This is a genomic window from Rhodohalobacter mucosus, from assembly GCF_003150675.1.
GTDB classification, from domain to species: Bacteria; Bacteroidota; Rhodothermia; order Balneolales; family Balneolaceae; genus Rhodohalobacter; species Rhodohalobacter mucosus.
On the sequence record NZ_QGGB01000005.1, the window covers coordinates 262954 to 277020 of the forward strand.

Consider the following 14067-nt stretch of genomic DNA (forward strand, 5'->3'; position numbering starts at 1 on the left):
GTCAGCAGTTTTATGAGCATTCATGAGGCCTTAAGTTGCAACATGAAGGGGTATAAAAGCAGTACTGATTCGGATCTCTAAAGTAATAAATGTGTGCCGATTTTCGGAGTACGAAATTGTGAAATTTTCCGTGCATCAGAGCTTTCAGACAGAACTCAGTACAACCAGCCTGGAAGAGTTTGTCAGTTGAAATGATTGACTGCGTTCCGGGTTCATGGAAAGGATGCGTGAATTTGTGGATGATCGGCTGCCGGTGAATAAGCCCAGGGCTATTTCATTGTGTGCGCCTGCAGTCTGCTGAATCTCTGAAAAAGTGGTTGTGGCGTCTTTCATACCGTAATCTTCGGGGTTTCTGAATATAATTTCAGCTCCTCCGGCTGTAAATAGTTCACTGTATACTGTATTCAATTCACGTCGCATGGCTATGGTTGCCAGAAGGTTACTCAGTATCAGCGGACCTACAATCATTTCAGCCCTGAATTTTCGGATCAGAATTTCATTGTTGGGGTCAACAAGCTCCAGGATCATACGCGGACGCCGTTCTGCCTTTTCAAGGATCTCTTCAAGAAGGGTGTACCCAACAATGGTTCTTGCATCGGCTTCTTCATCTGCAGAGAGTTTATCACTGCTAACAAGAAGAATATTATCAAATTTTTCAGGCTGCAGGTTTCTGAGCTCCATTTCACGAATATAATCGGCTTTTACCTGTTTGCAACTCACTTTGTCTGAACCTGCTTCAACCAGAGCAATTTCCCGCTCCCTTTCTTCTACCGGCCGAACAGAGGCAATGGTTATGTTGAATGCCTCCTCTTTGTACGTGCCGAGTTCTTTTACCAAAGCTGGCAGATGATGGTTCCAGCCCAGAATGAGCAGGTTGGTTTCCCTGCCGGTATCCCCGGGCTCAGGTGATGAAATAGTATCTTCAGTTCGGACCCGGATGCTCGATTCACTTGAAGGTGTGGCCTTATATGTCCATTCCGATTCGTCCAGATTTTTGGAAAGTAAAATAAGTCTGTCGTTATCTTGTATCACAAAATCAGCCGAAGGGTTTAAAATCGGTTCATATGTGCCATTCTGCGGACGCACTACTCCAAGCAGGATGGATTTTGTGAAATGACGGCTTACTTCCTGAAAGGGTTTGTTGGCCGTCTCATCAAATTCACGGGCGTATAAATTATTGTTTGCACTGTGCGATAAGAGTTCGTTATAAATGACAGACAGGCCGTAATGTCTGATGTTCTGTGCAATCAGCCTGCTGATGATTGTGTCGCTGGATATGATTTCCATAGGCCCCGAGTAGGCCCGTTTCGCAGCACTCAGTTTATTTTCATTCTGCAGTTCAGCGACCACATAGGGCATATGCATTGCTTGCCCGCTTTCAACTTCAGCATTGATGGAGAGCAGGGTCTTTATGGTCTCTACATCGGGTGTAATCAGTTCTCTGTCTTCATAGGATTGGCTGGGTATGATGATGGCTGCAGCATTGGCACAATCCACCCGCTTAAGGTGCTCCCTGTCGATGGCCTCCCCGGAACGCAGAATAATCTGGCTGGCCTGCCGTCCGATTAGTTCATGATCTCTGAGGTCCTGATGACGTTCGGGAGTTACGTCGTCGGATAGTATAATAAGTTTCAATGAGCGGGCACCGTGCCGTTTCAGAAACTTTTTAACCCTTGCTGCAGAGTGATGCAATTCGGCGGCGATATGAATGGAACGGTTTGTCCACCCAAGGATAACCACGTGTCTCGATGCGGTGACACGGGTGAGTCCTTGTTCCAGGCTTCTGATTTTTCGGTTGAGCCAGGTTGCGATAATAGCTATAAGCGAGCCGACAAAAACAACGTTGCCTGCGATGGTGAGGAACGTGGAAACGACCCGTCGCCAGATGCCTTCATCATCCCCCAGGTAGCCGGTGTCTGATAGCCTCAGAAAAGCCCACCAAAGGCTGTCTTCGAAGGTTACCGCATCATCTGAAGGGAGTACCAGAAGTGCGCCAAGGATGGAGATGAGCCCAAGCAATGCAGCGATGAACAGTAGCTGTACATGTGTACCCTTTACAAATTGCCTTTCCAGGAAAAAATTGAATCGCTCTTTGAGACGGAGGTACGGTTTCATTTGTTAGCCATTGAATTTCTGGATATCCGGTTAAACAGGCACACAATTCGAATATAATGATAATCAGACACTGAATGGGTTTTCAGTCTGTTTAATGAGTTTATGGAGATGAGTCGAATCGATCTTCGAGAATGGAATCGGTTATCTGGTGATTGCGCGCCCTCAGCGCATGGGGGCGTTCCCGTGTCACTCGCGATGCAGGAAAGATCAGTGCTGCCAATATTCAACACCTACGGTGTTGGGAAGAAACATTATGAATATTTCAAATTGGCCCAATCCTTCTGAGATCAGATAGATTATATCTCCAGGGGATATCTTCATGGTTCATAGTTCATGGTTCATGCTGCAGGACTCAGCCGCAAGCTGCAGGGTCAATTGAAGACGACACTCATGATTCCAAAAACTTCTCACATCATTCATCGCTCATCGTTTTTCGTCCATCAACAACTGAATAAATAACCTGAGATTTACATAAAAGAAAAGGAGCCTCCGGTCAAAGAGACTCCTTTTTGATTTAGCAATCTATAGAGCAGACACGGGAGTATCTGCCTATGTGTGTGTAAGAGCAATCAGACAGACGGGCTTCACACAGTGCACCGTCTGCTGCAGACTGACATGCAGACCGTTAATCCATAATTTTTCTGAGGAAAGCCGGCTGCTCGGTATCCCGCTTATCGATTCTTTCAGGGCGGTTATTAAGCACAGAGTCATCATTGCTTGCTTTTCTGCGCTCCTGATGTATCGATTCGCTGAAATCATCATCGGCCTGTACTTCCTCTTCAGTCCGCATGTATTTCAGGTCGCGGCGATGGATAGCCGGTGAATCCAGGTTTTTGAGATTTTTTTCACCCTTATAGAACGGTCCGTCACTTACGCTGTGACGTCTCGCAATTTCACTTGCGCGCGGCAGTTCCGTACTTTTGGGTTTGCTTGTTGGCTTATTGATCCGGTTTGGAGCAACTTTTGCCTGGTTTTGATCCTTGCTCAGCTCAAAACCGGTGGCAATCACCGTTACGCGGAGTTCCTCATCAAACGACTCATCCAGCACCGTACCCAGGATGATCTCGGCATCGTCACCTGCTTCCTGCTGAATAATGCTGGTAGCCGTGGTGGTTTCACGCATACCCAGATTGGAGCCCGCTGATATGTTCACCAGTACGTTACGGGCACCGCGGATGCTCACACCGTCGAGCAGGGGGGAGTTGATCGCCTCCCGGGCAGCGATTTCCGCACGGTCCGGCCCGTTTGCAGTAGCCGATCCCATAATTGCGGCCCCTCCGTCCATCATGGTCGTTCGCACATCGGCGAAGTCAAGGTTGATGAGGCCCGGCATCAGGATCAGGTCGGAGATACCTCGAGTGGCATTGTAAAGTACTTCATTTGCCTGCTCGAAAGCCTCCATCAGGGAGGTATTTTCATCCGCGATATCGAGAAGCCTCTCATTTGGAATCACGATTACGGTATCACAGTTTTTCTTCAGCTCGGTGATGCCTTCCAATGCATATTTCATGCGTACTTTGCCCTCGCAGTGGAATGGAGTGGTAACGATGCCCACCGTAAGGATGCCTTTGCGTTTGGCAATACCTGCAACAACGGGAGCGCCGCCGGTGCCTGTACCGCCGCCCATTCCGGCTGTAATAAATATCATATCTGCCGAATCAACCGCTTCATCCAGGTCGTGCCGGTTCTCCTCCACGGCTTCCCTGCCTATCTCCGGGCGTGCGCCCGCACCAAGGCCCGATGTGAGGTTAGAGCCCACCTGTACGGTGATATCGGCCATATTGTTTTTAAGGGCCTGTGCGTCTGTATTGAGAGCGATATACTCAACACTGTCGAGGCCTTTCCTAATCATGTTGTTAACGGCATTTCCGCCGCCGCCTCCAACACCGATCACTTTTATTTTCGCATTATCCTGACCTTTTTCGTCAAAGCTAAAGCGTGTATTTGCGTAGTCCATAATATTACCTGTTTTGATTGCTAATAGTTATTGTCTGCAGATTGCTGTGTTTGTTATTGATATATTTTCCGGAGAAAATCATTGCTAAAGTTCCTTGAACCAGCTTTTCATCCGGTCGGTGATGTTATTCATCACCTTCTCCACACCCGAGCCTTTCGATGAGGATGGAACCATAGCCTGGCTTTCCATACCACCCGTCTTCAGCGCGTGAAGAACCAAACCGACACTGGTTGCGTACATGGGGTTATTCACTTCTTCGGTGAGTCCGCCCGCCAGGCCCAGCGGTTTGCCGATCTTGGCATCCATGCCGAGTACTTCATTGGCCAGGGGACAGATGTTTCTGATCAGGGATCCGCCACCCGTCAGAACGATACCGGCACTGAGTGAATCCGCATAGCCGCTGCGTTTCACCTCGATGGCAATAATTTCAAGGATCTCTTCCATGCGGGCCTGAATTATCTTTGCCAGTATGCTCTTGGTAATCTCTTTGGGGGGTCTGCCCGCAATTCCGGGAATGGTGATCGACTCGTCTTCCTCTATCATATCGACGAAGCATTCACCATGCTGCTGTTTCAGTTTTTCGGCTTGGTCGTCGAGCACGCTGAGCCCCATCCGTATATCATCGGTCACTTTTTTTCCGGCTATGGCGATCACGGCTGTGTGACGGATGGTGTTGTCCTGAAAAACAGCCAGGTCTGTTGTGCCGCCGCCGATATCGACGAGTACCACGCCGGCCTCCTTCTCTTCATCGTCGAGAACGGCGTAGGAGCTTGCCAGCGGTTCCAGGATAATATCTGCAACCTGGAAACCGGCCCTTTCCACGCACCGATAGAGATTCTTGGCGGCGGATACCAGTCCGGTAATGATATGCACCTCGGCTTCCATTCTCATACCGCTCATGCCAACGGGGTCGCTGATGCCGTCCTGTCCGTCCACCACAAATTCCTGCGGAATGACGTGAAGAATCTGCTGGTCGGGCGGCAGCATGATGCGCTGGCAGTCTTCCAGAAGACGTTCCACATCCTGAACCGTAATCTCTTTATCCCGGTTGTTGATGGTGATCACACCCTTGCTTCGGATGCTTCGAATATGGTCGCCCGCAATCCCCACATTGACGGAGTTCACCTCTATGCCGGAGGCAAGCTGTGCCTGCTCAACGGCCGTTTTAATGGCATTCACCGTTTTATCGATATTTACAACAACCCCTCGGTTCAGGCCTTCACTGGCTGCCTTGCCAACGCCCAGAATATGGATGCGGTCGCGGTCATCAATCGATGCGACTACGGCACAAACTTTTGTCGTACCGATATCGAGCCCAACTACGATGCGTTCATTTTCATTTTCCATTTCCATAGTACCACCTTCTGCTAATATTGATTGCTAAATATCAATGTTTGTTTACGATTGCTGTGTAACAATTTGGTTGCGGAACCGCAGGTCAATCAGTCTGAAACTGTCGATTCCTTCATGTGTAATGACGTCTGTATAAAAGAGCTCCCAGTGTGCCAGGCGCTCAGAAAATTGTTCGTGTCCAAATACAAGTTTCACCCCGTTTTCATGGCTCAGCGCAACAACGCCTTCATTCTCATTCCAGGCCAGTTCGCTCAGGGTTGACCAGTTTACCGTACTTTTTTTCGCTTCAGTCAGAAATGACTCCATCTCATTCCATGCTTTACCGCTCAGTGAGTCGCCGGGGGTGGATGTGCGAAAACCGTATACCAGTGGAACGTCTTTTGCCTTGCCCGGAACAACGGGCAGCAAAATTCCATCTTCCGATACATACATCCTCTCGGAGCCGTCCACAATAAGGCCCATGGGCTCATATTCATTGATAATAAAGGTGAGCCTGCCCCTGAAATTCATGCTTACACTGATTTCATTTACGTAGGGGAGAGGCCGGATGGTGTCAAACAAAATTGTATAGTCTACACTGTCGGCGAGTTCGTTCACCGGTGAAACCGGCTCGATGGCATCAGCAAGGTCTTCGGAATCCGTGTAGTAGTTGCCGCTGAAATCAACTGCATGGATCCGGGTATTCTGTTCCAGGTAGAAGCCCGCAATTACCGCAAGGCCCGCAATAAAGCACACCGCAGCCAACCAGCTCATCAGGTTGAGCGGCAGGGATCGTTGTTTAGCACTATGTGATTTTTTTGCGGTCACGATGTACTTTCTTTCATCTGTTTTACAAATTCTTCACCGTACGTATAGATATCGCCGGCACCCATGGTTATCACGATATCACCTTCTTTTACAATCTCTTTCAGTTTCGTCGGGAGTCCGGTTTTATCCTGTACATAATGAACATCCCTATGGCCGTAGGTTTTGGCCGTATCGGCAATCAGCTTTCCGTTTACGCCTTCGATGGGTTTCTCCCTGGAGGGATACACATCCGTAACAACAAGAACCTCGGCATCAAAGAAAGAGAGCCCGAACTCCTGGTACATCTGCTGCGTGCGGGAGTAGAGGTGAGGCTGAAATACGGCTACAATTCTACGGTCTTTCCACCCGTCCCGGGCTGCTGCAATAGTGGCCTGAACTTCGGTGGGATGGTGGGCGTAGTCGTCAATTACCAATACTCCCCGGTCGTCCATTTTCTGCTGAAATCTTCTGAAAACTCCCCGAAAACGCTCCAGGCCGGACCTTATATCACTGAAATCCATTCCCAGTTCCAGTCCGATAGCAATGGCCGCCAGCGAATTTTTGATGTTGTGTTCACCGGGAGCTTTCAGCTCTACTTCTCCCAGAACGTTGTCTTCAAAAAGCACTGTAAACCGGCTGTTGAACCCGTCCTGTCGCACATTGATGGCGCGCACCTGTGCCTGCGGGGTAAATCCGTAACTGATGGTGCGTCGTTTGATTTCGGGCAGTATGCTGCGAACCGTGGGGTTGTCGAGGCAAACAATAACCACTCCGTAAAAGGGTACCTTATTGGCAAACTGGATGAATGCATTGCAGACATCTTCAAGATCCTTGTAAATATCGAGGTGCTCAGCTTCGATGTTGGTGATCACAGCCATTGAGGGAGATAGGCGCAGAAAGGTGCGGTCAAATTCATCCGCTTCTACAATAATGATGTCACCTTTGCCTACTACCGCGTTGGTTTTGTCAAAGCTGTGCACGCGTCCGCCAACGACAATGGTGGGATCGTAATTGCCGTCCTGAACAACGTGTCCTGCAAGAGTAGTGGTAGTGGTTTTGCCATGGGTGCCTGCAACCCCGATGCCGTACTTCATACGCATCAGTTCGGCAAGCATTTCGGAACGCTTGATGACGGGAATCTGCTTTTCAAGCGCGGCGCGGGTTTCCTCATTTTCGTCGGCTTTAACAGCGCTTGTGTAAACAACCACATCGGCACCTTCAATATGGGATGCATCATGCCCCCTGAAAATTTTGGCTCCCAGTTCTTCAAGCCGTGCGGTGGTCTCACTCAGGCTGCTGTCGGAACCCGTTACGCTGTATCCTCTTAAAAGCAGTATTTCCGCGATCCCGCTCATACCGATCCCGCCGATCCCTACCATGTGGATCTGTCGGGTGCGGCCAAATACGGGTTGTGTCTGAATTTTATTGCTCATTGCGTTTCCTTACCGGCTAGTGTGAAAATTTCTTTTGCTATGACCTTTGCCGCATCAGGCCTGGCCAGAGATTTCATGGCCTTCCTCATTTCTGTAAGTGCCTCGTCATCAAAGATTCTTTTTTTGATGACCTGACTCAGATTTTCTGACAAATTCTCCTCTCTGAGCTCTTCAGCGGCCCCGGCCTGTACCATGGCGCTTGCATTTTTTGCCTGATGATTTCCCGCTACATTGGGTGAGGGCACCAGTATAGCAGGCATCCCCAAAAGCATCAGTTCACTGCATGTGCTTGCGCCGGCGCGGGTCAGCACAAGATCGGCTGAACCGTAGGCAGCGGGCATATTATCAATGTAGGGCAGGAGCCTGAGGTTGGGATAATCTTTGTTCTCCAATTCACTGCTGAGTTCACTGTGGTATTTTTCGCCGCACTGCCAGATAATCTGCAAATCGAGGCAGTCGTGAAGCTCTTCAAGATTTTCTTTCATGGCACTGTTGATGGCCCGAGCACCACCGCTTCCTCCCAGGACAAGCAGCACTTTTTTGCTGCCTGAAAATCCAAACATTTCAAGCGACTCCTCTTTGCTGACGGCCGAGAGCCGTTTTCGAACGGGATTGCCTGAAAGAATTACTTTGTCACCCGGAAGATGCTCTTCAGCCTGTTCAAAAGCGGTAAAGATGGCTGCAGCGTGTTTGGCCAGCATTCTGTTCGTAACACCGGGGTAACTGTTCTGCTCCTGAAGCACAACCGGTATATTCATTTTGGATGCAACCCACCCAATCGGGCCTGATGCAAAACCGCCGCACGCCACTACCACATCCGGTGCAAACGAATTCAGTATCGAATAACTTTGAATCAGGCTTACCGAAAGCTTTACCGGGAAAAGAAGATTTTGAGGTGTCAGCCTTCTGTGAAAAGCACTGATCCAGATGCTTCTGATCTCGTAACCCGCTTTTGGAACGGTTTGCCACTCCATGCGGTCGCGCGTTCCAACAAAAAGAATTTCTGCGGAGGGATGCATTTTCTTAACGGCATCCGCAATGGCGATAGCAGGGTATACATGACCACCCGTGCCACCGGCTGCCAGCAATACCCGAATGGGAGTGCCGGCAGCGGTGAGGGTGTCTGTAGATGATATGTCCATTGCAGCTGTTGTCATAGGTTACGGTCAGCCGTTATAAAATCTGTTTTGAATCTGGCGGTTGTACTTCGAAATGTTGAGCAGAATGCCAACCATTACGCCGGCAAAAAGCATGCTGGTGCCTCCATAGGAGATAAAGGGCATCGGGAGGCCTGTTACTGGAAAAAGTCCTGTCGCAACGGCTGCATTCACAAATCCATACAGTGTAATCATGAGGGTGGCGCCCAGGGCCATAAGGGTACCGAGCGCATCCGGAGCCTGACGCGCAATAAACGCGACGCCGCGTATGAGGATCACCACAAAAATGATCATCAGGCCAAACGATCCGATCATGCCGTACTCTTCCGCGATGATGGCAAAAATAAAGTCGTTATAGGGTGCGGGCAGAAAATCACGCTGCGTACTCTTCCCGATTCCAACCCCCATCAGCTGTCCGCGGGCAATGGCGATGTGCGCCTGCTGGGCCTGATAGCCTTCAGCCGACTCGAGTTCAGTGCTGTTGATCTCGGTGATTTGGGAGACATACTGCGTAATGCGGCTCTGACGCTCCGGTGAACTCATAATCAGGGAGGATGCCCCGATAACGCCGATCAAAGCCAACCCGGCAATTTGTATTGTGCTTATTCGACCCACAAACATCATAAAAATACAGATTCCCATCAGAAGTGCTGCACTGCTCAGATCTTCCAGACCGATGAGCAGACAGGTGGCGCCTACCCAGATCAGTATGGGAAGAAATGCGCGCTTGAAATCCTTGATGTAACCCTGCTTCTCGTGCAGAAGAACGGCTACATGTATGATCAGTGCCACGGCTGCAAAAGAGGACGGTTGAAAGGAAAAGCCACCAATCGACAGTGCCCGCCTAGCTCCAAAAACAAGATCACCGTATATCATAACCGCAAAAAGCAGAAGCCAGCTGAATATCACGGCGATACGGCTGAACCGTGCAAGAACGGTGTAGCTCATTTTCGATACCAGTATCATGGCGATAAACGCAATTGCAAGCTTCACCATGTGACCTGCTACCAGTGCACCAGCTGTGGTTCCGTGCATCTGCGCGAAGTACGCAATCGATGAGTAGACCGCCATGGCACCGAACATCATCAGCACAAAAACGCATACCAGGATTACGCGGTCGCTGCCCTGCACGGGAGTATCCAGCTCTTCCTTCGTCGTGCCGAAGATGGACCCTACTTTGCTATTTGGTGTGGTATAGTGCAAGTTTAGTTGTTAGTTGTCAGTGGTTGGTTGTCTGTTGTCTGGCGTCTCAAATCTGTCTTTCGCCTTTTCACTTATAATTCAAGTACGGCTTCCTTAAACACGTCTCCGCGGTGTTCATAATTTTCAAACATGTCGAATGACGCACATGCAGGGCTCAGAAGCACGATTTCGCCCCGTTTTGCGCTTTTACGTGCCAGCTTAACCGCTTCTTTCATGCTGTCTGCCTCTACCAGGTTGGGCACCGCCTGGCCAAGCTGTGACCGGATAGCCTCTCTGGCCTCACCGATAGAGATAATGGTGTGGACCTTTTCGCGGACCTGTGATTCCAGTTCTTTATAATTATTGCCTTTATCGCGGCCGCCCAAAATCAGTGTCATCGGTTCGTGAAAGCTGTCGAGCGCATACCAGGCCGCATTGATATTGGTTGCCTTGCTGTCATTGATGTAGCGTACACCGTCGAGTGTTCGAACGGCTTCCAGCCTGTGGGCAACGCCTTCAAAGCTCATCAGGCTTTCACGGATATATTCATTGCTGATTTCAGATGCGCGTGCCGCCAGCGCAGTAGCCATGCTGTTGTATAAATTGTGTTTTCCGGGAAGTGCTAGATCCTGTATCTGCATGAGGTTATCCGTCTGATTGTTGATTTTAAGTATCAGGTGTCCGTCTTTAATCCAGGCACCGGCCGGCAGTTCTGATATCGCAGAAAATCCAAGCATTTTGGGCGCGTTATCCCGCTCTGAAAGTTGTCGGGCGAATTTTCTGAGTACCGGGTCGTCGTGATTGTAGATGAACCAGTTTTTTCTGGTTTGGTTTTTTGTAATGGAAAATTTGGAGGCCGCGTAGAGGTCAAATGATTTCTGGTACCGGTCCAGGTGATCCGGAGTGATATTCAAAATCATGCTCACATCCGGATGAAATGTATCGATGTGGTCGAGCTGAAAACTGCTCACCTCAAGCAGTGCATACCGGTCGGGAGACGTCTTTTCAACTTCTTCCGAGAATGCGCGGCCAATATTGCCGGCAAGTACATAGTCAAGCCCGGCTGTTTTCCAGGTGTGTGCCATCCAGCTGGTAACGGATGTTTTTCCGTTGGTTCCGGTAACGGCCACAATCGGGGAACGGTTAAACCAGCTTGCAACCTCAATTTCAGAAAAAATATCCCTGTTCTTTTCGCGATAGCTATTGGCTATGGGAGACTGGGAGGGGACGCCGGGACTCAGTACCAGAAATTCACCCTGCATCGCTTTCTCACTGTGAACTCCCGATTCGAAGGGGATGTTCTCACGTTCAAGCCGTTCAATTACGGAGTGATCAATGTCGGCGTAATCGGTCAGAAAGGGTTCAGCACCATGGTTCTTTAGCAAAATGGACACGGCCACACCGCTTCTGGCAGCTCCGGCAATAACGATATGTTTTCCAGCTACATCCATCATCGCAGTTTGAGGGTTAAGAGGCTGATGATTCCAAGCAGAATGGCAACGATCCAGAACCGTACAACGATTTTGGATTCGGGCCAACCCTGTTTCTCAAAATGATGGTGGATGGGCGTCATAAGAAAGATGCGCCTGCCAATGCCTGTTTTGGTTCTGGTATATCTGAACCAGGTTGTCTGTATGATGACCGACAGTGTCTCGACCATAAAAATTCCGCAAATAATGGGCAGCAGAAGCTCTTTGTGGATCATGAGCGCCAATGCACCCAGTGCGCCTCCCAGGGCCAATGAACCCGTATCGCCCATAAAAACGGACGCGGGATGGGAGTTATACCATAGAAAACCGAGGCAACCGCCTACCATGGAGGCGGCAAAAATAGTGAGCTCGCCGGAGCCGGGCAGATACATGATATTCAGAAACCCGGAAAAGTCAACGCGGCCGGATACGTAGGCAAAAATTCCAAGAATAAGGCCTGCTATGGCAGATGTTCCGGATAACAGTCCGTCAAGTCCGTCCGTAAGATTAGCCGAGTTACTTACTGCAGTGATAATAAAAATGACAAGGGGGATATAGATCAGCCATCCGATCGATTCGCCCAGAAAGGCGTAGTCGATATTTACATTTTTCAGAAAGGGAACCGTCGATAACGTGTTAAACTCCTGAAAATCAGGCCAGAAGTAGAGCGTTGCACCAAGCACAAGTCCTACAAAGACCTGTCCGCCAATTTTCAGCCACCCGTGAAGGCCGGATTTATCCCGTTTTACTACTTTAATATAGTCATCTACAAAACCCACGATACCCAGAATTAGCGTTACGAAAACGATCATCCACGTATAGATGCTGTAAAGATTCATCCAGAGAAGGGCGGGTATCACAATGGCGAGGATGATGATCACTCCGCCCATTGTGGGAGTATTCGCTTTGCTGAGATGGGTATCCAGGCCGATATCTTCCCGAATCACCTCACCAAGCTGCATTCTTTTAAGCCAGTTGATGATATTCTTGCCGATAATGAGGCTGATAATCAGGGCCGTGGCGGCGGCAAAGGCCGTACGGGTGGTAATAAAATCGACGGCCCCGAACCCGGGCAGGTCGTACATCTCGTCAAGCCAGTTCATCAGATGATACAGCATCAATATACCTCGCTGTTTTTAATCTGACCCCGTTTCCAGGAGAGTGCAGTGCTTGCTTCTTCCCGGTCATCAAAATGAACGCGGTTTCCGTTGATCTCCTGGTAGGTTTCATGGCCTTTGCCCGCAATCAGGATAATGTCATTGCCGTCCGAATCGGATATCACCGTGTGAATGGCGTCTTTCCGTGATGTTACGGTGTTGTAGCTATATCCGTCCGAGAAGCCGGTAACAACCTCATGTATAATGGCATCGGGATCCTCTGATCTGGGGTTATCCGAAGTAACCGTAACGTGGTCTGCATATTTTTCGGCAACGGCGGCCATTTTGGGACGCTTGGTCCGGTCGCGGTCGCCGCCGCAGCCAAAGATTACGGTAAGTTGCTGGTCTGAACTTTTAAGTCCTGCCAGTGTGGAAGCCACATTTTCGAGTGCATCGGGAGTATGTGCATAATCCACAAAGATGATGGGCAGGTCGGGATCATCGCCATTTATGGAAACTCTCTCCATTCTGCCTTCGGCACCCTTGCATTTGCTCAGCTGTTCGGCGACGGTTCTGCCGTCAAATCCCAGTGAGGTGCAGATAATGAGCGCCTGTACAATATTTGACGCATTAAACTGGCCGACCAGGGGAGAGTGGATCTTAACGCCTTCAACGCCGACAATGGTCACTTCTGCCGATGCTTCCTCGACAATTGCATTGATCAGCGCACTTCCCCTCAGAGAGATGTCCAGCACCTTGGCCTGCGTATCATCAACCATAAAACCCGCATATCGGTCGTCTGCGTTGATAACCGCCCAGCTGGTATCGCTCAGATTATCAAAAAGTATTTTTTTTGTAGCCGCATACTCTTCCATGGAAGAGTGGTAATCGAGGTGATCGTGCGAAAGATTTGTAAAGGCAGCCACTTCAAAGTCTATGCCGATAACGCGTCCCTGGTGAAGTGCATGGGAGGATACTTCCATAACCAGGTAGGTGCAGCCGGCTTTCACCATTTTATTCATATCGTCGGCTAGCTCAATGGGATCCGCCGTGGTAAGCCGGCTCTCCATCTCTTCGTCATTGATTCGTTTGGATACGGTGCCCAGCAGCGCAGCCGGTTGATTCAGATAGCGCAGTGCTTGCCACACGAGCGTTGCAACGGTAGTTTTCCCGTTAGTTCCCGTAATTCCAATGATTCTGAGTTTTTTAGCGGGATCACCGGCCATTTTCTGAGCCAGCGGCGACAGAAGATTTCGGGTGTTTTGAACTACAATCACCGCTACATTCTCCTTCTGCACATCAAATTCCTCTTCAGTGATCAGAACGGAGGCTCCCCGCTCCAGCGCATCCTCCAGGTAGGAGTGGCCGTCGACCTGAAGACCGCGAATTGCAATAAAAATATCGCCCTGCTTCACACTGCGCGAATCATTTCGCAGATTCCCAAGGGTTTCAGGGGCACGGCCCTGAACCGACATGGGGTTGCAGAATGATATGAGTTCGCTATAGGTCATCTTACTG

10 protein-coding genes are annotated in these 14067 nt (G+C 49.7%); all 10 read right to left on the reverse strand.

The window, feature by feature from the left end:
• Nucleotides 1-144 precede the first annotated feature (144 nt).
• On the reverse strand, nucleotides 145-2115 hold the full coding sequence (locus DDZ15_RS06680; RefSeq protein ID WP_109646302.1) for a CASTOR/POLLUX-related putative ion channel: 1971 nt from the start codon (nucleotides 2113-2115) through the stop codon (nucleotides 145-147).
• Nucleotides 2116-2740: 625 nt separating this feature from the next.
• Nucleotides 2741-4072, reverse strand: coding sequence for a cell division protein FtsZ (gene ftsZ, locus DDZ15_RS06685; RefSeq protein ID WP_109646303.1), 1332 nt, complete (start codon nucleotides 4070-4072; stop codon nucleotides 2741-2743).
• Nucleotides 4073-4156: 84 nt separating this feature from the next.
• On the reverse strand, nucleotides 4157-5425 hold the full coding sequence (ftsA, locus tag DDZ15_RS06690; RefSeq protein WP_242978911.1) for a cell division protein FtsA: 1269 nt from the start codon (nucleotides 5423-5425) through the stop codon (nucleotides 4157-4159).
• A gap of 45 nt (nucleotides 5426-5470) precedes the next feature.
• Nucleotides 5471-6232, reverse strand: a complete 762-nt coding sequence (locus tag DDZ15_RS06695; RefSeq protein WP_146198534.1) for a cell division protein FtsQ/DivIB — start codon at nucleotides 6230-6232, stop codon at nucleotides 5471-5473.
• Nucleotides 6229-7644 (reverse strand): UDP-N-acetylmuramate--L-alanine ligase, encoded by a 1416-nt coding sequence (gene murC / locus DDZ15_RS06700; RefSeq protein WP_109646305.1) that lies wholly within the window; start codon nucleotides 7642-7644, stop codon nucleotides 6229-6231. The genes DDZ15_RS06695 and murC overlap by 4 nt, the downstream gene beginning before the upstream one ends.
• The gene (gene murG / locus DDZ15_RS06705) at nucleotides 7641-8801 is read right to left on the reverse strand and encodes an undecaprenyldiphospho-muramoylpentapeptide beta-N-acetylglucosaminyltransferase (RefSeq protein WP_242978912.1); all 1161 of its coding nucleotides are present in this window, start codon (nucleotides 8799-8801) and stop codon (nucleotides 7641-7643) included. Before murG ends, murC begins: the two co-directional genes overlap by 4 nt.
• A gap of 9 nt (nucleotides 8802-8810) precedes the next feature.
• Nucleotides 8811-10004 (reverse strand): FtsW/RodA/SpoVE family cell cycle protein, encoded by a 1194-nt coding sequence (locus DDZ15_RS06710; protein ID WP_109646306.1) that lies wholly within the window; start codon nucleotides 10002-10004, stop codon nucleotides 8811-8813.
• Nucleotides 10005-10075: 71 nt separating this feature from the next.
• Nucleotides 10076-11437: a UDP-N-acetylmuramoyl-L-alanine--D-glutamate ligase gene (murD, locus tag DDZ15_RS06715; protein ID WP_109646307.1), complete on the reverse strand. Its 1362-nt coding sequence runs from the start codon at nucleotides 11435-11437 to the stop codon at nucleotides 10076-10078.
• Complete coding sequence (gene mraY / locus DDZ15_RS06720; protein WP_109646308.1) at nucleotides 11434-12570, reverse strand: phospho-N-acetylmuramoyl-pentapeptide-transferase; 1137 nt, start codon at nucleotides 12568-12570, stop codon at nucleotides 11434-11436. The genes murD and mraY overlap by 4 nt, the downstream gene beginning before the upstream one ends.
• Nucleotides 12570-14060: a UDP-N-acetylmuramoyl-L-alanyl-D-glutamate--2,6-diaminopimelate ligase gene (locus DDZ15_RS06725; protein WP_109646309.1), complete on the reverse strand. Its 1491-nt coding sequence runs from the start codon at nucleotides 14058-14060 to the stop codon at nucleotides 12570-12572. The genes mraY and DDZ15_RS06725 overlap by 1 nt, the downstream gene beginning before the upstream one ends.
• Nucleotides 14061-14067 lie beyond the last annotated feature (7 nt).

Coding starts and splice junctions, on each gene's coding strand:
- DDZ15_RS06680 (WP_109646302.1), bottom strand. CDS start 2,115: ATGAAACCGTACCTCCGTCTCAAAGAGCGATTCAATTTTTTCCTGGAA.
- ftsZ (WP_109646303.1), bottom strand. CDS start 4,072: ATGGACTACGCAAATACACGCTTTAGCTTTGACGAAAAAGGTCAGGAT.
- ftsA (WP_242978911.1), bottom strand. CDS start 5,425: ATGGAAATGGAAAATGAAAATGAACGCATCGTAGTTGGGCTCGATATC.
- murC (WP_109646305.1), bottom strand. CDS start 7,644: ATGAGCAATAAAATTCAGACACAACCCGTATTTGGCCGCACCCGACAG.
- murG (WP_242978912.1), bottom strand. CDS start 8,801: ATGACAACAGCTGCAATGGACATATCATCTACAGACACCCTCACCGCT.
- murD (WP_109646307.1), bottom strand. CDS start 11,437: ATGATGGATGTAGCTGGAAAACATATCGTTATTGCCGGAGCTGCCAGA.
- mraY (WP_109646308.1), bottom strand. CDS start 12,570: ATGCTGTATCATCTGATGAACTGGCTTGACGAGATGTACGACCTGCCC.
- DDZ15_RS06725 (WP_109646309.1), bottom strand. CDS start 14,060: ATGACCTATAGCGAACTCATATCATTCTGCAACCCCATGTCGGTTCAG.